This is a genomic window from Desulfococcus multivorans, from assembly GCF_001854245.1.
GTDB lineage: Bacteria > Desulfobacterota > Desulfobacteria > Desulfobacterales > Desulfococcaceae > Desulfococcus > Desulfococcus multivorans.
This window is the reverse complement of record NZ_CP015381.1, coordinates 4,324,896-4,344,631: the sequence shown is the minus strand read 5'-3', so window position 1 is coordinate 4,344,631 and position 19,736 is coordinate 4,324,896. Positions and strand designations below refer to the sequence as shown.

Below are 19,736 nucleotides of genomic sequence, written 5' to 3'. Positions count from 1 at the left end.
AGTGCCATATAAAATAAGGGTAAGAAATGCAAGAAAAAAATAAAGAAAAATTGAATTCGATTGTTCTGCGACAGAAAAACACGGCGGCACGTATATATTACGGAATTACGGTCTCCGGGATAAAAAAGGACGAAATTTGTAATTTCAGGACGTCTTGACATGCCTGCATCCATTTTTTAAGATACTTCATTTACAAGCTACCGTCAATCCCCCCTATTTGAGGCGTCAATCCCCCCTATTTGAGGTTGGATGAAATGAATACCCTGAAAGATCAGGCTGCGGAAAATTTGATTGCCGTCCGCAGGAATGTGCCGCTCATTCACAATATTACCAATTTCGTCGTCATGAACGTCACGGCCAATGCGCTTCTGGCCATCGGTGCTTCGCCGATGATGGCTCACGCCCCGGAAGAGGCGGCGGCGTTGGCCGATCTGGCTGGAGCGCTGGTGCTGAACATCGGCACCCTCACACGCGAATGGGTGCCGACCATGATTCTGGCCGGTCAAGCGGCGGCCACCCGAGGAAAACCTGTGGTGTTTGACCCCGTCGGAGCCGGCACCACTCGATTTCGAACCGACACCGCCAGGAAAATTTTGAAGGAGGCCGCCGTCAAAATCGTGCGCGGCAATGCCTCTGAGGTTCACGCACTTTCCGATGTCGAATCGGATAGTTTTCCCGGGGGCAAAGGGGTCGATGCCGTCCATTCAATGGAAGCGGTTCTTCCCGGTGCAATGCGTTTAGCCGACAGGACGGGTGTTACTCTGGCTGTCACCGGACCCATCGACGTCGTCACCGACGGCTTTCGACAAGTCCGCGTCGCCAACGGTCACCCGCTGATGCAACGGGTGACCGGCACTGGATGCACGGCGTCGGCCCTCATCGCGGCTTTTGCCGCTGTGGATTCCGACGCTTTCACTGCTGCTGCGACCGCCCTGGCCGTTTTTGGGCTGGCCGGCGAAATGGCCGCCGCAGGGGCCAATGGCCCAGGCAGTTTTATGGTTAACCTGATGGACGTCCTTTACGCTATGACACCGGAGGCGGTTCGGATTGGGGTCAGAATCGAGGAGGCTTGATGGAATTCAAGGACATCGGCGAGTTCGGCTTTATCCGGAGAATTCAGCGGGGTTGTCTGATTCGACCCGAAGGCGTGAGGTTGCCCATCGGCGACGACGCTGCGGCCTTTATCGTGCCCGACGGCCAAGTGGCACTGGTCACTACCGATCTCTTGGTGGAAGGCGTCCATTTTTTGAGGAATGGTACATCGCCCGAAGATCTTGGACACAAAGCCCTGGCGGTCAATCTGAGCGACATCGCCGCGATGGGAGGGACGGCTCGGGAAGCTTTCGTCAGCATTGCCGTCCCCGGAGACTGCGCTCTCGCGTACGTCGAGGGGATATATCGGGGGATGATATCTCTGGCCGGGGAATTCGGCGTCAACATCCTGGGGGGAGATACCACGGGATCTCGGTCGGATCTGATTATCAATGTCGCTGTGGTGGGGGCGGTTCATGAGCGGGAAATGCTTAGGCGAGGGGGCGCCCGACCCGGAGACTGCCTTTTCGTCACCGGCGCAGTGGGCGACAGCCGAGCGGGTCTCCACCTGCTCAGGAATCGCCTTCCGGCGGATTCGGATGCCTTTATGGAACTTCTGAGCGCTCACCACCGTCCGCGACCTCATCTGGCAGAAGGGCGGTTTTTAGGCAAATCCGGAGCAGTGCGGGCGGCTATCGACATCAGCGACGGCCTCAGCTCGGATCTCGTGCACGTGGCGCGTGCTTCCGGACTGGGTGTCCGCATCGACGCGGGTCGTCTTCCCATCTCGGAAAATCTGAAGACGTTCTGTCGCCGGTTTGGGTTTGATGCCGTTGACTATGCGCTTTCCGGAGGAGAGGATTATGTGTTGGCGTGCACGGTGGATCCGACAAAGGCCGCCGCAGTCGCCCAGGCGTTTATGGCCCGATTTCATCATCCTCTATATCACATCGGGAAGATGACTTCGGATGGCCGCATGACGGTCGTCCAAGGGGGGGAGGTCAGGCCGTTTCCGCCTGCGGGATGGCGTCATTTTTCCGAAACCGAGGAACTCTGATTCCAGGGAGTGCCGAGAAGGAGAGGGCATTTTCAGGTTAACGGTGTCTGTTTCTGATCCTTTTTTGACGGATGCGCTTTTCGAGCGAACCAAGTCCGATGCCATTGATGGTGTACCTGTTGCGGATCGACGTCAGTAACCTTGACCACTTGCCGACAAAGTGAAGATATCGGCCATTCGCGTGACAGCCCAACTGTCCATGCTGAGATTTTGCAAAAACCCACAGTGTCCGCCGTACCGGGTTCGTTCGATGAGAAGCCGATCGGATGCGGGTAGCCCATGGAGATCTTTTGCAGGAATCATCGGATCATCCTCGCTGGCGATGAGATGGCAGTGCACGGTAAGCTCTCTGAGAGCGTCGCCTGTAAGGGCATAGCCGTTCAGATAGGTGCGGGCGTCGGGAAAGCCTGTATGTCTCGGCGCGAAATAGGCGGTCATCTCCCACAATGTCCTGAGACGGGATAAATTATCGAGCCCTTCCGTCTCAGGAAAGCAGCGGCGCTTGATTTCGAGTGAGCGTCGCCATTTCTTCATGAAATAGTCGTGGTAGATCCGGAGGCCGTTCTCGAGAACCGCCATGGTTCGTAGCGGATTCAGGACCGGACTGACGGCGACCACGCGGTCGATGGACATGTTCGCTTCGGCGGCTCCGGCCGCGATCCTCAGAGCGAAATTGCCTCCCAGCGAGAAGCCCCCCACGAAGAGGCGTCGGCAAAAAAAGCGTTCCTGTACCGCTTTGACCGCGCCGATCACCTCTTCGATTCGGCAGGAGTGAAAGAGGCCGGGGTTGAGGTGGTGTGTCGGCCCGTGGTCCCGGAGATTTAGCCGGAAGATATCGAAGCCCCGGTCATAAAGCCGAGCGGCGCTTGATATCATATAGGTCGACTCGCTGCTGCCCTCCCATCCATGGATGAGGATGACCATTCCCCGGCTGCCGTCCGTTTGGGGTGTGTGGGTCCCCTGGAGTCGGACGTCGTTTCCGCAATCCAGAATGATTGTTCGGGATCGTGCAAGAAAGTGCCTGGCCCTGTGCCGTATCCAGAGCCGCCGAAGCTTGATGCCGGCGGCGATGGATTGGATATGGGCGTTTTTCATCAGCACGTGAGGGGTGAACCCTGTCTCCCGGGAGCGCCTGGTCCAGGCGGATAGGGTCGCGGACATTATTTTCCCGCCACCTCCTTGCCGCAGTGCTTGCAGATCCTTGCCCGGCTTTTGATGATTTCTGCACAAAACGGACACTCCCGGGTGAAGTGACGTTCGTGGATCTTCTGAACCGCTTTATGGACGGTTTCCTGGAGTTTTTCGTTGCCGAAGCGAGCGTTTTTCAGGGCATCGACGGCATCTACCGGTCCGATATCACCGATCATTTCAGCAGCCTTGAGACGGACTCGGACCGGCTGACCCGAATCCAGAAGCAATCTGAGAATATCAACTGTGTTTTCATTGACATAGCAGTCAGCGAGGATTGAAAAACCCTTCTTGATGTTCTCCTTCAGCATTTCTTCCTGGAGCATCTCCTGGTTGTCGATGATCTGGCCTGTTCCGCCGACGGGGCTGAATACGGGCATGCACTCGAAGCTTTCCGCCCCCAGATAACAGATGCAGCGGTACGAGGCGAGATGACCGTAATTCTCCTCGATATTCTGCCACCCATTTGTATAGAGAGGGCAGTCGTCGTTGAAGCAGACGAAGAGGTATGGAACGCCCCAGCCCAATCCATCGCTGTAGTTGATAGGCGGGACCTCCCAGACGCTCATCTCCTGGCCGCAATGGGGGCATTTGGGTTTTTCTTCCGCCATCATCCTTTCCATGAACTGTTCCTTGGTCTCTATGGCCATCTATAAACCTCCGTGATTGGCGGTTTCGAAAACGTTCGCTATTCATGCTCCGAGACGCCCCTCAACCGGGACTCTTTTTTTGTGCGACGGGGCTTCTCGGCGTTTGCAGGCTTGAATTTCGACCGGTTTTTGGAAACCGTCTGAAAACTGACGTTATTGCAAGGTTAAAAAAAATGTTACGGGAAACGCAACCCACAATCTAAACTTATTAGAATATACAACTATCGTCTTTACAGCAAGCGTTATGTCCAACCTGGTGAAGAAAAGCCTTTCGAAGGCCGGTCTGCTCAGGTTAATGGGTTATAAGCGATAGGGTTTCTGGGGATGAACGTTTGACAGGCGAAGGGGTTTTTGGTACCTTGTCGTGCCAGATAATAACATCCAATTCGGCAGGAACCGCCATGAACGTCACCGCCAAAGATGTCATGACGCCCCGGTTTCATACCCTGACGCCGGAGATGCCTATTTCCGAAGCGGTCAGATCCTTCAAGGCAGCAACCGAATCCGAGGGGCGTAAAATTTTCGGGATGCTTGTCACGGACTCGATCGGCCGCATGGTCGGTATGCTCTCCATGTACGATATCCTTCTCTTTATCCAACCCAAGCATGTTCATATCTGGGGGGGGATGGACGATGTGGATATCGTCGGTCTGGTGGACGACGCCTGCCGTCGTGCCGGAACCATTCTCGTGGGCGACATCATGACCACCGAAGTCATCTCCATTACGCCCGACACCCACCTCATGGCGGTACTCGACATCATGATCAAGAAACACATTCGCCGGATACCGGTGATTCACGACAACAGGATCGTGGGGATCGTCTATATATCCGATCTGTTTTACCATCTGGTCGACAAGATGATGTAGCGAGCCGGTACGATGGGGCTTGTCTCGCCGACAACCCTTCTGTGGATGTTCCACGTGGAACTTACGGCGCAAGGGGGTCGAATCATGGGCATCATCCAAAAAAACACTATCCTGTCGGAATTGACCGTGCAGGAGACCATGCGACGGCAGGTGATCTTTCTGCCCACGGAGGCCAACCTGGGGGCTGCCGTCAATCGATTCATCAAGTTCAAGGTGAATGCGATTCTGGTTGTCAATGAAGAAAACATGGCCTGCATGGGCGTAGTTTCCAAAACGGATGTAATGGGAGCCTATTACGCGGGCCTTCCCATCGATTCACATGTGGCGGACGTCATGGTTTCTCCGCCGCTTTTCTGCCGAATGGCGGATACGCTCGAGGCGGCCCTGGAGAAGATGCGGCATCACGGGGTCTACCGTCTCTATGTCCGAGGGAGCGGCGGCAAACCGGCAGGGGTGATCGCCTATCCCGACATCGTGGGCATCCTTTACCAATATTGTCATCAGTGCAAGTTCAGCAGGTTGCGTCGAACCGACAAAACAGGCGAAGATCCGATTCTTCGGTTCCGGGTGAAAGAGGTCATGACCGCGTCGGTCCGCTCCCATGGGGCGGACGCGCCGCTTGTTCAACTGATGGAGAGCTTGTCGGAATATCGGATGGGTGCTGTTCTGATTACCGACGACCGGGGGCGGGGGGTAGGCGTGGTTTCCAAAACAGACCTGGTCCTGGCTTACAAGCATGGTTGTGATCCGGGCGCTCCCGCCCAGGCCATCATGACCTCGCCGGTCCGATCCTGCGAAGAGACGGAATATCTGGAGACCGCGATCCGGAAACTGATTTTTTCCCAGATCCATCGTATTTTTGCCTTCAGGGAGGATCCGTCCCGAATAACCGGCGTGCTGTCCCTTTCGGATGCAGCTCGGATCCGGTCCGGCTCTTGCCATGCCTGCGTGAGCAGCCGCATCAAGGTGGACGCGCCGGTCTAAAGCCGCTGCGGCACCGGACATCCGGTGCCGCCGTATCGGCCGGCGAACAGGCCTCTAACTGCCGGATTTATGATGATAGCGCTTTTCCTTCCCGTGGGCGGCCTTGAATTCATGCCATTCACCTTGGCTGATGCTGCCGTCCTGGTTCACGTCAACGGCATCGAAGATCGATTTGTCCGATTCGGGGAAGCGGCTCTGGAATTCTTCCCGGCTGAGTGCGTTATCCCCGTTCTTGTCGATTTGCCCAATAGGGATCATGTAGGGCGCCGGGTCCGGCAGGTCGGCCTGATGATATCGACCTTTTCCGTTTTTCTGGGGCCCGGCCATTCCGTGAGCCGCCTTGAAGTCATGCCATTCCTTTTGTTCGACAAGGCCGCTGTCATCGGTGTCCAATGCATCAAATATTTTGCGGTCCTTGTCGCCGAAATGGTCGTTGTACTCCGACCAGTTGAGGGCGCCGTCGCCGTCGGTGTCAATGCTGTTGAAACGAATCTCGTATTTTTTCAGATCCATCCCGCCGGTCATGGCGCCATGACCGGAGTCGGATTCGGCAGCCCATGCGCCCCCGGGGGTTAAGGCCAGCATCGCTGATATCAGAACAGCGTAAAGGGTCTTCATGACAGTCTCTCCTTTCATATCTGCATAGCGGTTGTGGTCGTGTCGGCGTTTTTTCGAATCGCATAAAAACGCCCAACTCGGTGAAAATAAGCCTTTGAAGAGTGTTCGTCAAACGTCCTTCCCGGCTGAGGATGCAGACATCAGCTGAAGTATTTCATGAACTGAACCCGCTCATAGACCGCCGGGTTGTCGGCTTTAGCCTGGCTGAGTTTCCCCTGAAAATCCGAGAGACGGGAATATTCGTGCGCGGCCATCCAGTTTTTCAGGGCCGCGATCATCTCCTGCAGATAATCTATCCCGTTCTGATAGAGGGCGGAGACGACCTGGACGACCTGAGCGCCGGCCAGAAGCTGTTTGATCACGGCGTTGCCGTCGTGGACGCCGGTTGAGGCGGCGAGGTCACAATTGACCCGTTGGCTCATCATGGCGATCCACCTCAGGGAAACCGCCAGATCCGCGGGTGTGCTGAAAACAAAAGAGGGCTTTATTTTCAGATGCTCAATGTCGAAGTCGGGGCTGAAAAAACGGTTGAACAATACCAGACCGCTAACGCCCGATTGGGAAAGTTTCTGGATCATCTGCCCCAGGCTTGAAAAATAATAACTGATCTTGAGAGCGACCGGAATGGAAACGGTTTTCAGGACTTTTTCGATGACGTTGAAATACATGTGCTCCAAATCCTGATGGGATCGACTCAAGTCAGATGGCAGGAAAAACATGTTCAGTTCGACGGCGTCAGCGCCGGCATCCTGAAGCCGGCGGGCAAAAGCGACCCATTCGTGGGAGTAGACGCAATTGATGCTCGCGATCACCGGAATGGACACCGTTTTTTTGGATGCCTTGATGAGATCGATATACCGGTTCAGCTTTTTCCCCTTGAGGTGGAAATCGTAATAATCAAACTGATCCGTATTGATGCCGAGCGATTCGGCTTCTTTCAGGATATCCTCATACTCGAAGACGATCTCCTCTTCGAAAATCGACTTCAAAACAACGGCCCCGGCCCCGGCTTGTTCGATTTTCTGAATTTTTTCGACGCTGTCGGTCAGGCCGGAGCTGCCGACAATAATGGGATTTTGAAGCGGGATGCCCAGATAGGTCGTGCTGAGATTCATGTCTGTTCTCCTTTGCAGCGGCGTTATGATGGCACAAGGGGAAAGGAATCGTGGATCTATACTCAGCCTTCGACTTTCATGATGGTGACCGGCACCGGCCTGTGAAATTCGAAGGTTGCGATTATATTAAAATAGGCGCCTGGGGCTGTATCGTCAATCGTCCCCTCATAAAAGCCGTCGGGTTTCCCGGCATTCGATGGATCCCGACGGCGATCTCGTCACGCTTTCCGAACGGTCAGGTAGGTCCATGCGGCTGCGGCGGCCATGGGCACAGCCCCCAGAAGGATCAGAATCAGGTGGGAGGGCATACTGATCCATTCCATCATCCGGATTCGGTCCTGCCCCATGAACTCCAGGCTTCGGGCATGCCAGTAGCCGTTTTCCAGGACATCCCAGATCTGAAGAATCCCTTCGGGAAACAGGTTGGTCAGAACCATCAGCGCGAGGCCGATGTTCATTCCCCAGAAGGAGAGCTTGACCAGTTTTTCCGGCAGGATCCATTGGGCGTCCGTGAGCACGTGGCGCAACCCCATGACCAAAAGGGCCATGGCCAGCATACCGAACGCCCCCAGAAGGGCGGCATGTCCGTGGTTCAACGTCAGGATGGTGCCGGCCTCGAAATAACTGACCACCGGCATGTTGATCAGGAAGCCGAAGATACCCGCGCCAACGAAGTTCCAGAATCCTACGGCCATGAGAAAATAGAATGCCCATTTGTGATGTATGGTCCTTTGTTCAACGCCTTCGACGGTGGGGGTCCCGGTCAGCTTGACAAAATCCCAGGCATCGAGGGTCAAGAGGGTGAGAGGTACCACCTCAAGAGCAGAGAACATGGCCGCCAGGGCCATGGTGAAATTGGTCTGCCCCGTCCAGTACCAGTGGTGGGCCGTACCGATGATACCTCCCGACAGGAAGAGGATCGCGTCCAGATAGATGATCCGCACCACGGTAATGCGCCTCACGACGCCCATCTGATAGAACGTGAGTGCTACCAGAATCGTGACGAACAACTCGAAAAAACCCTCGACCCATAGATGGATGATCCAGAAACGCCACATGTCAACCACCGTGAAATTATCGGTGGTCCCGAAAAAGAAGGCCGGCAGGTAAAAGATCGGAATGGCGGCGGCCCCCAGCAAAAAAAGTTGGGTGATCTCCCGGCGTTTCGGATCCTTGAGAGCGGGCGCGACACCCCGGTATAGGAGCCAGAGCCAGAAGCTGAAGCCCACCACCAGAATGATCTGCCAGAATCGGCCCAACTCGAGAAATTCCCAGCCCTGGTGCCCGAACCAGGACCAGAGGGAACCAAAAATCTGGCGGAGGCCGAAAAATTCCCCCAGAAGGCTCCCCACAACCAGCACCACCAGTGCCCAGAAGAGGATATGGATCCCGGTCGCGTGACCACGGGGCTCTTCAGGATTCAGGGAGGAGGCCAGCAGAAGGCCGCCTGCCACATAGGCGGTGGCAATCCAGAAGATGGCCAACTGGAGATGCCAGGTCCTCAGAATGTTGCTGGGCAGGAACTGGGCCAGATCAATTCCATAGAAATCTCCGGGTTCGGCTCGATAGTGCGCCAGTGCACCGCCGATCAGGACTTGGGCCAGGAAGAGCAGCGCGACAACGGCAAAATACTTGATGGTGGCCTTCTGGCCGGGAGTCGGTTCGCCGGCGAGAAGCTGGGGGTACCCCCCTTCAGGGCCGCCTTTCCATCCGAGATAGTCGAATTTCCCGAAGGCCACCAGGACCAGCGCCAGTCCGGCCAGCAGCATGATGACGCTAAGGGCGCTCCAGAGCACTGCATCGCCGGTCAAATGATTACCGGCCATGGGGTCGTAAGGAAAATTATTGGTGTAGGAATAGGGTTTGTCGGGCCGATTGGCGACACTGGCCCAGGCCGTCCAGGCAAAAAAGGCCGTTAATCGGCGGATATCTTCGGAATCGCTGATATACCGGGTCGGTAGGCCGATGTTGCCGGTCGGCCGGCTGAAATAATCGGTCCAAAAGGTGATCTGACGTTGAAAGGAGGCGGCTTCGATATCCAGGAAGGTCAGTTGACGGGTTTTGGGATTGTAACGATTCTCCTTGAGGAGAGCAGGAATTGCGGCGTCGATGAGAAGCCGTTGTTCACTGTCAAGTTCGGCCAGGCCGTTGTCGAATTTTTGTCGGGCCAGAACCTCGCCGGCATCCATGGATAATTCATGGAGGTACTGAGCGGAAAAATCCGGCCCCAGGTAAGCGCCGTGCCCCCAGATCGATCCATTTTGCATCAAGCCGTATTTCAGGAAAATTTCTTGCCCCTCTTCAATGTCCTGCCGGGTGAAGATCGTTTGGCCATCGGCACCGATAACCTGTTCGGGAATCGGCGGCGCATGTCGATAGGCCTGGACCGACATGAAGCCCAAAACCGCCATGCCGACGACAAAGACCAGAAAAACGCTGCGGCGCCACCACACCGATAGCGATACGGGATGGGAATGCTGTTCTGCCATGATGGTTTCCTTTCTTGGGTTGACGGTGTTTTTCAGAATGGTCGGGAGAACCCTGACCGCTCTCGCTTATCTATATTGCACGGCGTGTAAGAATCAGGACGATTCAGACGAACTGTCTTCAAAGATTATGTATGGATAACGGAGACATGCGTCGGTTTTGCGGCGTTGACGCAATTTATGAAATTATTTTACCTGACGAAGCCCTTTGCAGGCAAGCAGAATTCTGCTGACCCCATGGCAAATAGCCGTCGGATTGCAGTGAATTTTCGATGCCGTTCCGAGGTGGATTGCGCCGGGTAAAACGGCAGGTCTTGCGGGATAAGGATAAAACGGCATTGTCAGATGTCGGCGCTGTCAATCGTTCAACAAAAGAATCGGCTCAGGGAGATTCTTTTTGTAGGGGCTTTGGTGGGAAAACTGTGGAAATGTATTAAAAAAATCTGTCGATCCAACCACAACGATCAAATCCGGATCGTTGAACTCCGAATTTATCGCTTTCATCCCATATTCTTTTTCACAAGGCATCTCGACTTCCGTCAACAGGACGTACATATGTCCCGATATTCGGCCGGCAACAGGGTAAACGCCGAATTTGACGTCTTTACCGTTCTGTCTCATAAGGTCCGCTATATGCTTGACCTCCGATTGGGCCTGAGCCAGGGCCATGCCGTATCCGGAAACAACAACGACGCGCTTGGTTTTTGTCGTGATGTTTGCCTGTGGAACCGCGGACTGCGAAGGGTCCTGCCGGTCCTTGACAATCCTTTCGGGGTGGGGTGGTTGATCCGCCATCAAGTTGTTTGTCAGTGTCCTAATCTCCATCTTGTGCTTACCTTCGCTCTGATTGAACCGGAGGGAGCTTGATTTCGAATATCTTTCGATTACAGTCAGTTCAGATGTAGCTTTCGCAGTAGACGACATTCCTGCCAAAAGATGGGTGTCTGCAAATGTGCCGGTCGTCGCAGTTCAGGCACAACCCTTGGGGCTTGAGCGGACTTTTCAGCCGAAGCTGATCATCCGGATCTTTTTTGCGTTGCAGAATCGGCAGGTTGTCCAATGCCAGGATATCCCGCAGGATCAGATATTCCGAGCGACAATTGCCGGTATAGTATGTTTCGAGCTTTTGAACTGCTTTTGGCATCGATAGGCTCCTTTGAATCAAAACCGGGGTTGATCAGGACGAATCGGAGGCGGTTTTTAAGGTTCCCCTCGAGGCGTCCCCCGGGATGTCTCCGTTGCATTCAACGATAACAGGATCAGTTTTACATCACCTCGGGATGTGTCGCTTCTGAATAAAGATGCCTCAAGGCGTTTTCGAACAACGGCGGCTGGGGTGTCGATCTCAATTTTTCGGTAATTTTCCGAACATCCATACTGATTTTATCTGAGTAATCATTGTCGATGTTTCTCAATATTCGGGTCAAGGCCTCGCCGGCCAGAATTCTGACATCGTAGTAGATGTTGTCGTCGGCAAGTATCGTCATGACCTGAGAAATCAGTTCATCGGACGGATTTTGAATCTCTCCGATACGCTTCAGAGCTTCCTCGCGAAGTCGCCAGTTCCCCTTGTACCGCAGTATGCGCACCAGACCGGGCTGACATTCGCTCAGGGTGCCGTTATCTCCGAGTTCCTCGAAGAGATCCAGAACTGTTCCCCAATCGGTAAGGTTTCCAAAGGGGTCTTGCTTCATCGGGTTGCTCCTTTCTGAATTATACTGTTCTAACCGATTTTGAGGGATAAGCTTATCGAAGCACCCAGAAAATTTGATTCCGCGAGCTTATTCATTGGTATATTCCAAATATTTATCGACTTGCATTTGCGTCAGCTTGCGAATTCGTCGTGTTTTTTGGGGGTCGACGATATCTCGAGGCCCAAACAAGCGTCGTTCAAGTCGCTTGATTTTCCCTTCAGGTGTGACGACCAGAAAATCGTCATTTCCGTCGTCGTCAAGCACGACAAAGTATTTTCCGGAAGCTTTGTTCTTCACGAGTTCCACAGCGAATAACTCCGAGGACGAGGGGTTCATTTTATCGGCGCATCAACAGAAATGCGCAACATCTTATTCTTGGGAGGGAAGCAAATGCGATGCCAATCGGTGTGGATAACTATAACTGACGGATATGACGATCAGATTGGAGAGCTCGAAACGGGATTGAAAAACGACAAAGGCAAAAACCGCCCGCTAAAAACCTGAAAACGGTCGCAACCTATTTAAATCATAACATATTTAATAAATGGGCGTTTTCGCCCGACTCGGGCGATTCAGGCACTCACGGTGTGGACATCTTCCGAAACAGGGCCCTTCGAGATATTCCCAACAGGCTCGCGGCCTGGGTTCGATTGCCGCCGGCCTGTCGCAGGGCTTTTAGAATCAGGGATTTTTCCAACTGCCGGACGGCTTGACGAAGATTCAATTCCGTTAAGGGCGAGACAGTATTGACATTCGGATCGGGTGACAGGAATTCAAGTGTCCCGAGTGTGACGTACCGCTGCAACACATTGCGCAGTTCACGGACGTTGCCGGGCCAATCATACTCGGTAAGAATATCCATCACGCTGCCGGGGACTCTGGTGATGCCGGAAGTGGGTTTCATTTTACGCAGGAAGTGTTCCACCAGTAGCGGAATATCCTGTTTTCGGGTGCGCAGCGGAGGTAACTGAATCTGAATCACTTGAATGCGATAGAAAAAATCGCTGCGCATTTTCCCATCCTGAACCCTTTCGCTCAAAGCGGTATTGGACGCCGATATCATGCGAAAGTCGGCCGCAGCACATTCTATTCCGCCGACGGGGCGATACCCCCCGCCTTCGATGGCTCTGAGCAATTTTGCCTGCATATTGACGGTCAACTCGCCGATCTCATCCAGAAACAGGGTCCCGCCGTCGGCCAGGTCCAGGTAGCCTGGCGCATCCGCATGGGCGCTGGAAAACGCACCCTTGCGATGACCGAAAAATTCTCGTTCGAACAGGGATTCCTGAACGGCGCCGCAATTGACCGCCACAAAGGTGTTCTTTTTTCGGGCACTGTGGTCGTGGATGGCATGGGCGACCAGTTCCTTGCCGGAACCGGATTCGCCGAATATGGCCACGCTTGCATCCGTGGTCGCCGCCTTCAGAATCAGTTCGTAAACCTCCTGCATAGCCGGAGACCGGCCGAGAATTTCCCCAAGCCGATACCGCTCCTTTAAGGATGACCGCAAAACGCGATTTTCGTCGTGCAGCAAATCCGCCCTGCGCTGCGCGGCGAGCTGCTGCTCTTTGATTTCAGTAACATCCTTGAAGGTCGACAGCAGCGCCGGGCGGCCTTTATACGAAATCGAACTGTGGCAAACCTGGATCCAAAGCACCTTTCCCGATCGGATCAGCCGGTGAATCGCCTCAACCTTGGTCGCGATGACATCAGCGGTTACGATGTCATAGAGCCGGGCAATCTCATCCGCGTTTCCTGCGGGAGGCGTGTGAACCCATCCGTTCACCATCTCTGCAGCCGAAGTCACATCGAAAATTTTACAGAATGCCGGATTGACGTAACAGAATCGAGAATTTTGTACGAGCGTAACGCCTTCTTCGACCTGTTCGGTCAATACGCGATAGCGCTCTTCACTCTCCTTGAGCGCTTCTTCGGCGCGCTTGAGCCACAGAACTCTGCTCAATCGCTCACTGATAGCCCTCAGCAGGCGATCTTCCTCCTCGAGAAAAGCGACGTCGTCGCCTCCCGGCGGCGGCGCCGTGTAGCAAACCTCCACTTCGCCGACACGGCATCCGTTTAACTCGATGCAGGCGTTCTGGCGCCATCGGGTAGGTATGAAATGTCTCGAGGTATACTCCTGCCCGTCGATCCGGATCCGTGCGCAGGCGTTTTCAGGATACTGCCAGGCGGCCGGAATCAGGTCGACGGCGCGCTGCATGATCCATGACAATGAAACATCCTGATTCTCAAATAGGTTGGAAATGCCGTAGAGACAGTTCAGCTCTTTGATCCGCTCGGTAAGAGCGTTCGGTGCGGCGGAAACCGGCAAGGGGTGATAAGGTTTCCCGAGGCCCGGGCTTTCCTGTGGTTTCGCGTCTGAAATTAAAGCGGCGTTCTGGGTATAGGATTTCATAATGATGTATGGTGATGCCAGAATCATTGACGGAGGCGTTTCGTGAATTTTTGAACGCAACCGTTGAATGATCCAAGTATTTCATTGAGCACCAATGCTTGTAAAGCAAAAAAGGGGCCCCGTCGTTATTCTACGGCGGGCGCCGGAGGATAACGACGGGGGGCGAAGGGGAGAAGTGCCGCTGCTTGCGGGAGGTCGACGCCGGCGGCATATCGAAACGATAAGGCTTCTATCTGAAGATGATATCTACGTTCAGATCGTTGGCGATACGGTCCAACCCCCGATCGATGGTATCGAGGGTGACGCTATCCGGCACCTGAACGACAATTTCCATGCTGTAGATGTCGGCACCGCTTTCGGGAGAAGGACGGACCGAGGCGGCAAGGTTTTCGATATTCACCCGATGATCTGCCAGAAAACGGCTGATCCTGTAAACGATTCCGGACTGGTCCAGTCCCTCGACGTGCACCTTTCGCAAGGTCCCTGTCGGCGGAATCCGGGGTGGTCTTTTTGGAAGAACCCTGAGGAACGCTGAAAATGTTCTTCTCCCGCTCCAGCCGGCGACAGGCCATATGGAGCGTCTGTTCGAGTTCGTCGCCCTGGCCTGTAAACAGCAGAATCAATGTGAATTCGTCTGCCAGACGGGTCATGGTGGTATTTTCCAGGGTGCATCCAGTCTCAAAAATCACTTCGGTCACGTCGGCCACGATCCCCGGGCGGTCTGTGCCGAAGGCTGTCATGATAAAACGTTTTTCCATTCGTCCTCCATGTCGATATCGCAGTTTTCCTATCCGCAGAGGCAGGGCTTTCGGGCCGCCGTGGCCTCGTCCAGCCGACGGACTTTGGGGGCCGTGGGCGCTTCTCGCAGCAGTTCCGGGGTTTCCACAGCCTCCTTAATGATGATCTTGAAGGTCTCGATGAACTGGTCGAGGTTTTCTTTGGGCTCCGTTTCCGTCGGCTCGATCATAATGGCGCCGTGAACCACCAGGGGAAAATAGATAGTGGGGGGATGAAAGCCGTAGTCCATGAGGCGTTTGGCCATATCCAGGGTGGTGATCTTGAAATCCTCCTGATTTTTGTCGGTGAAGACGCATTCGTGCATGCAGGGTCGGTCATAGGGTAGATGAAGGACGTCCTTGAGCCGTTCCTTGATATAGTTGGCGCTCAGAACTGCATGTTGACTGGCGGTTTTGAGGTGTCTGCCCATGCTCAGAATGTAGCTGTATGCGCGGATCAGGATGCCGAAATTACCGTGGAAGGCGTGAATCTTTCCGATGCTGTCGGGACGGTTGTATTGGAGGGCGTAGGCGTCTCCGTTTTTAGTCACCCGGGGAACGGGCAGAAATGGTTCCAGGTGCTTTCGGACGCACACCGGACCAGCGCCGGGTCCTCCCCCGCCGTGTGGAGTCGAGAAGGTTTTGTGCAGGTTGAGGTGGATGGCGTCGATGCCGATTTCACCCATCTTAACGATGCCCATGACGGCGTTCATATTGGCACCGTCGCCGTATACGAGGCCGCCTTTGCGGTGGACGACCTCGGCCACCTTCCGGATGTTTTGCTCGAAGAGGCCCAACGTGTTGGGGTTGGTGACCATGATGCCGGCCGTCTCTTCGTCCATAAGTGCTTCAACCGCCTCAACGGAGAGGACGCCGTCGTCACCCGATGTCACGGGAACGGGGGCGTATCCGCAAAGGGCGGCGGAGGCTGGGTTGGTGCCGTGGGCTGTATCAGGGATCAGGATCCTGGTCCGCTTTTCCCCTTTGCTTTTGTGGTAGGCGTAGAAGAGGAGCATGGCGGTCAACTCTCCGTGTGCGCCGGCGGCGGGCTGTAATGTCGTTGCATCCATCCCGGTGATTTCACACAAAAACCGTTCCAGTTCGTACATGATCCGAAGGGTGCCCTGGGCCAGGTCCGGCGGCAGCATGGGGTGCGCGCCGGCAAACCCCGGGAGGGCGGCGATCTTCTCGTGGATCTTGGGATTGTATTTCATGGTGCAAGACCCCAGAGGATACATGCCGGTGTCTACGCCGAAATTCCATTGGGACAGCCGGGTGAAATGCCGGACGACGTCTACTTCGGAGAGGTCGGGAAAATCCGGTCCCTCTCCCGCAAATTCGGCGTCCAACGGTGTCGTCTCCACATCGGATTCGGGGATTGAAATGCCGCAGCGGCCTTGCCGGCTCTTTTCCCACAGCAGAGGTTCGTTCATTATCAGGCCGGTGGTGCCCGGGCTTTCGGTCATGATGTCACCTCCTTTACCAGTGTGTCCATATCGGCTTTGCTGTGGGTCTCGGTGGCGCACAGAAGATAATGGTCGGTCAACTCCGGGTAGTGGCATTCGATGGGGATGCCTGCAACGATCTTCTTGCCGACCAGTTTTTGATATGTGGATTCAAATCCCTTCGGAAACTCAACGACGAACTCGTTGAAGCCGGGCCTCTCGAAAGGGATCCGAAAGCCGGCCTTTTTAAGCTCCGATTTCAGGTATTCAGCCTTGTCGCGGTTGAGCCGGGCCAGTTCACGCATACCGGTGCCGCCCACCGAGGCCATGTACATGGTGGACATGGTGGCGCAGAGACCCTGGTTGGAGCAGATGTTGGAGGTAGCGCGCTCCCGACGGATGTGCTGCTCCCGCGTAGCGAGCGTCAGCACAAAGCCCCGCTTGCCGTCCCGGTCTGTGGTCTTGCCGACAAGACGTCCGGGCATGTTGCGGACATATTTGTTGAGAGACGCGAACATGCCGAGGCCCGGACCGCCGAAGGATTGGGGAATACCCAGGCTTTGACCTTCGCCGCAAACGATGTCGGCCCCCTGGCTGCCTGGATTTTTAAACAGACCGTAGGCCATGGGCTCGGTGAAGCAGACCACGGAGAGGGCGTTCAGGGCATGGGCCTTGTCGCTCGCCGCCTTGATTTTTTCGATGCATCCGAAGAAATTGGGGGATTGAAGGGCGATTGCGGCCAGGTTTTCGATTTCGTCGACGGCGGACAGATCCGTGGAACCGTCGGGCAGGCAGGGAAGCTCGACGATCTTGTAGCCGGTCGGTTCGAAATAGGTTCGGACCACCTGTCGGTAGTGGGGATGGATCAGCGTCGACAGGGCTATGCCGGTTTTCTTGCCCCGCTCGATCCGGATCGCCATGAGAAGCGCCTCGGCCAGAGCGGACGCGCCGTCATACATGGAGGCGTTGGCCACCTCCATGCCCAAAAGGCGTGCCGTGAGCGTCTGGTATTCGAAAATGGCCTGGAGTGTCCCCTGACTGATCTCCGGTTGGTAGGGCGTGTAGGCGGTGGAGAACTCCGATCTGGAGAGGAGATACGGCACCGACGCGGGAATGTAATGACGGTAGCTGCCCGCTCCGACAAACACCCGGTATTCCGGGGAGCAGGCCATCCGGTCGGCCAGGGTCGCCATGTGGTCGGTGAGCGCCCATTCGGTCATGTCGGACGGCAGGTTCAGCTCGCCCTTGAAGCGACAGTTCTCGGGGATGGACGAAAAGAGATCATCGAGGTTTGCCGCTCCTACCACCTGAAGCATTTCTGCCACGTCTTCATTGGTATGCGGTAAATATCGCATGATTACAATCCTTTCAACATATCAAAGTAGGCGTCTCTGTCCATCAGTGCCTCAAATTCGGCCGGATCGGCGGGAGCGATTTCGATCATCCATCCATCATCGTAGGGTGATCTGTTGACCCGCTCCGGTTCATCGGAAAGGGTGTCGTTGACGGCGACGACCCGTCCTCCCACAGGCATGTAAAGCTCAGATACGGCCTTGGTCGATTCCAGCGTTCCGAACTCATCGCCTTTCCTGAATTCCGCATCCACTTCCGGAAGTTCGACGAAAACGATGTCGCCCAACTGATCCTGGGCATAGTCGGTTATGCCGATCTTGACGGTATCCCCTGTTTTTTTCGCCCATTCGTGATCTTTTGCATACTTGTAGCCATCCTTCAGAATGATTTCGTTGAGTTCCTTGGCCATGACGTCCTCCTTCCATAGTTGTTGATCGGTTGTCGATCAGTGGTGCCGTGTGGCGGTTTCAGCTTTTCACGATCCATATATAGCGGCCGCCGCTATCGGCCGCAATGCTTCAAAGCATCTCTTTCAGTGGTTTGCGCGCGGTGCGATTGGGTCGGATGTCTTTCTCAACGCGGATCTGAATTGTCCGGCGGACGTCCTTCAGGGTCACCACGGTGCCGATTTTCAGCGGTTTTTTCACTTTTATGAACCCGCAACAGAGTCCTTTGATCCGGCATGCCTCGGGCCGGTCCGGGCTGACAATGCTGAATATCCGGTCCTGATGGCGGCCGATACCCATGTCGGTGGCGCAGGTGAGGACCGTGCCGATTTCCATGCCGTCGACATCCATTACCACTGCGGGAAGAGAGACCTTCCTGAGGTCAAAGCCGGCGAAGGGGTACGTGAATTCCGGATTCGTTACGGCGGTGAGCGCCTTGTCGCCGATGAAGGCCTTGGTGAAGCCCCGGCCCGATGGATCGTAAGGGAGGGCAAAAGACCAAGGTGTGTTGATAAAAGGCCAGGGGCCGATATCCTGATGAGAAAGGGGCAGGACGGCGCCCGTACGAAGGGAGTCCCGAGCCGCCAGGCCGCAGGCCGTGAGGCCGAATTCCTTGCCGGCCGCTATCACCATCTCCCACAATTTTACAAAATGCTCGGGGGCGATGAAGATTTCGAACCCGAACTCCCCGGTGTAGCCGGTCCGGGAGAGCAGAACAGGCGTTCCGTCGATGAGTCGGACCGTATCGGCCTGGGGCGACGCCGCGTCGAAATATCCCTTGAATGAGAAATAGGGCATTCTGTCGAAGATCAGGTCGGGTGATTTCAGAATTTTCTTCATCACCCGAGCCGCCATGGGTCCCTGGACATCCATTTTCCCCAAACGGTCCGTCAAGTCGGAGATTCGGACGTCCGCTTCGCCTGCGTGAATCAACAGGTGATCCGCGACGTGGGGCCCCATGCCGGCATTGACGACGACCATGTATTGATGCAGTGCGATGTGGAAGATAATGGCATCGTCGAGGACGCCGCCTTCTTCGGTCAGAAAAGCGCCATAGACGCAGCGACCCGGGAAGAGGGCTTTTCTGTCCCGTCCGATGCAGGCCGACATGTCGTTGGTGAAGCACTTCTGCAGCAGTTCGAAGGCGCCCGTTCCGGAGACCAGCAGGGATGCCATGTGACTGGTGTCAAATGCGCCTGCATGGGTCAGTACCGCCAGGTGCTCGTTTTTCGCCGATGCGTACCACAGCGGCATTTCATAACCGCTGAAATCGGCCATGTTGGCACCATGTGCAGTATGCCAACCGTGAAGAAGGGTTTTTTTGGGGTGATTTCCCATGGTGTCTCTCCTTGGCGTGTTGGGAAAAAGTGATCGGATAACGACTCCTGTCGAATGATACGGCGGGCGATATCGAGATAGTCCATCCCGACAGGGTTTGCTGTGGATGACCTCCTTCTGACGGTTGCATACGGTCTGGTGGTCGGGGGTCTTTATTTGCATATAGATTTAAATTGATGTTTATGTCAATATTATTTTGTAATGTTTTGAATATCATCAAAATCAGACATCAATTTTATGTGATTTTATAATTTTAATCCAAAAATGACGGT

At 55.0% G+C, this 19,736-nt stretch carries 19 protein-coding genes and 1 pseudogene; 4 read left to right on the top strand and 16 right to left on the bottom strand.

The genetic code is table 11. From position 1 onward, the window contains the following. Window positions 1-254 precede the first annotated feature (254 nt). Window positions 255-1,073, top strand: coding sequence for a hydroxyethylthiazole kinase (thiM, locus tag dmul_RS19065; protein ID WP_020877268.1), 819 nt, complete (start codon window positions 255-257; stop codon window positions 1,071-1,073). Next, entirely contained in the window at window positions 1,073-2,089 is a 1,017-nt protein-coding gene (thiL, locus tag dmul_RS19060; RefSeq protein ID WP_020877269.1) for a thiamine-phosphate kinase, read from the top strand. Before thiM ends, thiL begins: the two co-directional genes overlap by 1 nt. 132 nt (window positions 2,090-2,221) lie before the next feature. Here the strand turns inward: thiL and dmul_RS19055 are convergent, their stop codons facing one another. Then, a complete protein-coding gene (locus dmul_RS19055; protein WP_020877270.1) occupies window positions 2,222-3,250 on the bottom strand; it encodes a YheT family hydrolase in 1,029 nt (342 codons plus the stop codon). Continuing rightward, a complete protein-coding gene (locus dmul_RS19050) occupies window positions 3,250-3,927 on the bottom strand; it encodes a zinc ribbon domain-containing protein (protein ID WP_020877271.1) in 678 nt (225 codons plus the stop codon). Before dmul_RS19050 ends, dmul_RS19055 begins: the two co-directional genes overlap by 1 nt. 401 nt (window positions 3,928-4,328) lie before the next feature. Here dmul_RS19050 and dmul_RS19045 point away from each other — a divergent pair, with 401 nt between their 5' ends. Together dmul_RS19045 and dmul_RS19040 are read left to right on the top strand one after the other, a co-directional pair. Next, on the top strand, window positions 4,329-4,796 hold the full coding sequence (locus tag dmul_RS19045; protein ID WP_020877272.1) for a CBS domain-containing protein: 468 nt from the start codon (window positions 4,329-4,331) through the stop codon (window positions 4,794-4,796). Between the two features lie 84 nt (window positions 4,797-4,880). After that, on the top strand, window positions 4,881-5,780 hold the full coding sequence (locus dmul_RS19040) for a CBS domain-containing protein (RefSeq protein WP_040415303.1): 900 nt from the start codon (window positions 4,881-4,883) through the stop codon (window positions 5,778-5,780). Between the two features lie 54 nt (window positions 5,781-5,834). On the opposite strand, the gene dmul_RS19035 is transcribed toward dmul_RS19040, so the two are convergent. From dmul_RS19035 to dmul_RS18975, 14 genes and pseudogenes are all read right to left on the bottom strand, one after another. Next, window positions 5,835-6,398 carry an EF-hand domain-containing protein gene (locus dmul_RS19035; RefSeq protein ID WP_020877274.1) on the bottom strand — a complete coding sequence of 188 codons (564 nt, stop codon included), beginning with the start codon at window positions 6,396-6,398 and terminating at the stop codon, window positions 5,835-5,837. Window positions 6,399-6,538: 140 nt separating this feature from the next. Next, the gene (locus dmul_RS19030) at window positions 6,539-7,513 is read right to left on the bottom strand and encodes a dihydroorotate dehydrogenase-like protein (RefSeq protein ID WP_020877275.1); all 975 of its coding nucleotides are present in this window, start codon (window positions 7,511-7,513) and stop codon (window positions 6,539-6,541) included. 218 nt (window positions 7,514-7,731) lie between these two features. Continuing rightward, window positions 7,732-10,002: a nitric-oxide reductase large subunit gene (locus dmul_RS19025; RefSeq protein WP_020877276.1), complete on the bottom strand. Its 2,271-nt coding sequence runs from the start codon at window positions 10,000-10,002 to the stop codon at window positions 7,732-7,734. Between the two features lie 354 nt (window positions 10,003-10,356). Next, window positions 10,357-10,923 carry an NAD(P)(+) transhydrogenase (Re/Si-specific) subunit beta gene (locus dmul_RS19020; RefSeq protein WP_078081356.1) on the bottom strand — a complete coding sequence of 189 codons (567 nt, stop codon included), beginning with the start codon at window positions 10,921-10,923 and terminating at the stop codon, window positions 10,357-10,359. Next, window positions 10,895-11,143, bottom strand: a complete 249-nt coding sequence (locus dmul_RS19015) for a hypothetical protein (protein ID WP_020877278.1) — start codon at window positions 11,141-11,143, stop codon at window positions 10,895-10,897. The genes dmul_RS19020 and dmul_RS19015 overlap by 29 nt, the downstream gene beginning before the upstream one ends. Window positions 11,144-11,264: 121 nt before the next feature. Beyond that, window positions 11,265-11,693, bottom strand: coding sequence for a HEAT repeat domain-containing protein (locus dmul_RS19010; protein ID WP_020877279.1), 429 nt, complete (start codon window positions 11,691-11,693; stop codon window positions 11,265-11,267). A gap of 87 nt (window positions 11,694-11,780) precedes the next feature. Then, window positions 11,781-11,999 (bottom strand): hypothetical protein, encoded by a 219-nt coding sequence (locus tag dmul_RS19005; protein WP_020877280.1) that lies wholly within the window; start codon window positions 11,997-11,999, stop codon window positions 11,781-11,783. A gap of 274 nt (window positions 12,000-12,273) precedes the next feature. Beyond that, the gene (locus dmul_RS19000) at window positions 12,274-13,923 is read right to left on the bottom strand and encodes a sigma-54 interaction domain-containing protein (protein ID WP_159449734.1); all 1,650 of its coding nucleotides are present in this window, start codon (window positions 13,921-13,923) and stop codon (window positions 12,274-12,276) included. A gap of 412 nt (window positions 13,924-14,335) precedes the next feature. After that, entirely contained in the window at window positions 14,336-14,575 is a 240-nt protein-coding gene (locus tag dmul_RS21020) for a glycine cleavage system transcriptional repressor (protein ID WP_020877283.1), read from the bottom strand. A 124-nt stretch (window positions 14,576-14,699) separates the two neighbouring features. Continuing rightward, window positions 14,700-14,846: pseudogene (locus tag dmul_RS21305) on the bottom strand (ACT domain-containing protein); the annotation flags it as partial. 47 nt (window positions 14,847-14,893) lie between these two features. Further along, window positions 14,894-16,348, bottom strand: a complete 1,455-nt coding sequence (gene gcvPB / locus dmul_RS18990; RefSeq protein ID WP_020877284.1) for an aminomethyl-transferring glycine dehydrogenase subunit GcvPB — start codon at window positions 16,346-16,348, stop codon at window positions 14,894-14,896. Then, window positions 16,345-17,682, bottom strand: coding sequence for an aminomethyl-transferring glycine dehydrogenase subunit GcvPA (gene gcvPA / locus dmul_RS18985; RefSeq protein ID WP_020877285.1), 1,338 nt, complete (start codon window positions 17,680-17,682; stop codon window positions 16,345-16,347). Before gcvPA ends, gcvPB begins: the two co-directional genes overlap by 4 nt. 2 nt (window positions 17,683-17,684) lie before the next feature. Next, window positions 17,685-18,089: a glycine cleavage system protein GcvH gene (gene gcvH / locus dmul_RS18980; RefSeq protein WP_020877286.1), complete on the bottom strand. Its 405-nt coding sequence runs from the start codon at window positions 18,087-18,089 to the stop codon at window positions 17,685-17,687. A 109-nt stretch (window positions 18,090-18,198) separates the two neighbouring features. Next, on the bottom strand, window positions 18,199-19,464 hold the full coding sequence (locus tag dmul_RS18975) for an aminomethyl transferase family protein (RefSeq protein WP_020877287.1): 1,266 nt from the start codon (window positions 19,462-19,464) through the stop codon (window positions 18,199-18,201). Window positions 19,465-19,736: the final 272 nt, after the last annotated feature.

Coding starts and splice junctions, on each gene's coding strand:
- dmul_RS19055 (WP_020877270.1), bottom strand. CDS start 3,250: ATGTCCGCGACCCTATCCGCCTGGACCAGGCGCTCCCGGGAGACAGGG.
- dmul_RS19010 (WP_020877279.1), bottom strand. CDS start 11,693: ATGAAGCAAGACCCCTTTGGAAACCTTACCGATTGGGGAACAGTTCTG.
- dmul_RS19025 (WP_020877276.1), bottom strand. CDS start 10,002: ATGGCAGAACAGCATTCCCATCCCGTATCGCTATCGGTGTGGTGGCGC.
- dmul_RS19050 (WP_020877271.1), bottom strand. CDS start 3,927: ATGGCCATAGAGACCAAGGAACAGTTCATGGAAAGGATGATGGCGGAA.
- dmul_RS18975 (WP_020877287.1), bottom strand. CDS start 19,464: ATGGGAAATCACCCCAAAAAAACCCTTCTTCACGGTTGGCATACTGCA.
- dmul_RS19030 (WP_020877275.1), bottom strand. CDS start 7,513: ATGAATCTCAGCACGACCTATCTGGGCATCCCGCTTCAAAATCCCATT.
- thiM (WP_020877268.1), top strand. CDS start 255: ATGAATACCCTGAAAGATCAGGCTGCGGAAAATTTGATTGCCGTCCGC.
- dmul_RS19015 (WP_020877278.1), bottom strand. CDS start 11,143: ATGCCAAAAGCAGTTCAAAAGCTCGAAACATACTATACCGGCAATTGT.
- gcvPA (WP_020877285.1), bottom strand. CDS start 17,682: ATGCGATATTTACCGCATACCAATGAAGACGTGGCAGAAATGCTTCAG.
- thiL (WP_020877269.1), top strand. CDS start 1,073: ATGGAATTCAAGGACATCGGCGAGTTCGGCTTTATCCGGAGAATTCAG.
- dmul_RS19035 (WP_020877274.1), bottom strand. CDS start 6,398: ATGAAGACCCTTTACGCTGTTCTGATATCAGCGATGCTGGCCTTAACC.
- dmul_RS19040 (WP_040415303.1), top strand. CDS start 4,881: ATGGGCATCATCCAAAAAAACACTATCCTGTCGGAATTGACCGTGCAG.
- gcvH (WP_020877286.1), bottom strand. CDS start 18,089: ATGGCCAAGGAACTCAACGAAATCATTCTGAAGGATGGCTACAAGTAT.
- dmul_RS19020 (WP_078081356.1), bottom strand. CDS start 10,923: ATGTCGTCTACTGCGAAAGCTACATCTGAACTGACTGTAATCGAAAGA.
- dmul_RS19045 (WP_020877272.1), top strand. CDS start 4,329: ATGAACGTCACCGCCAAAGATGTCATGACGCCCCGGTTTCATACCCTG.
- gcvPB (WP_020877284.1), bottom strand. CDS start 16,348: ATGACCGAAAGCCCGGGCACCACCGGCCTGATAATGAACGAACCTCTG.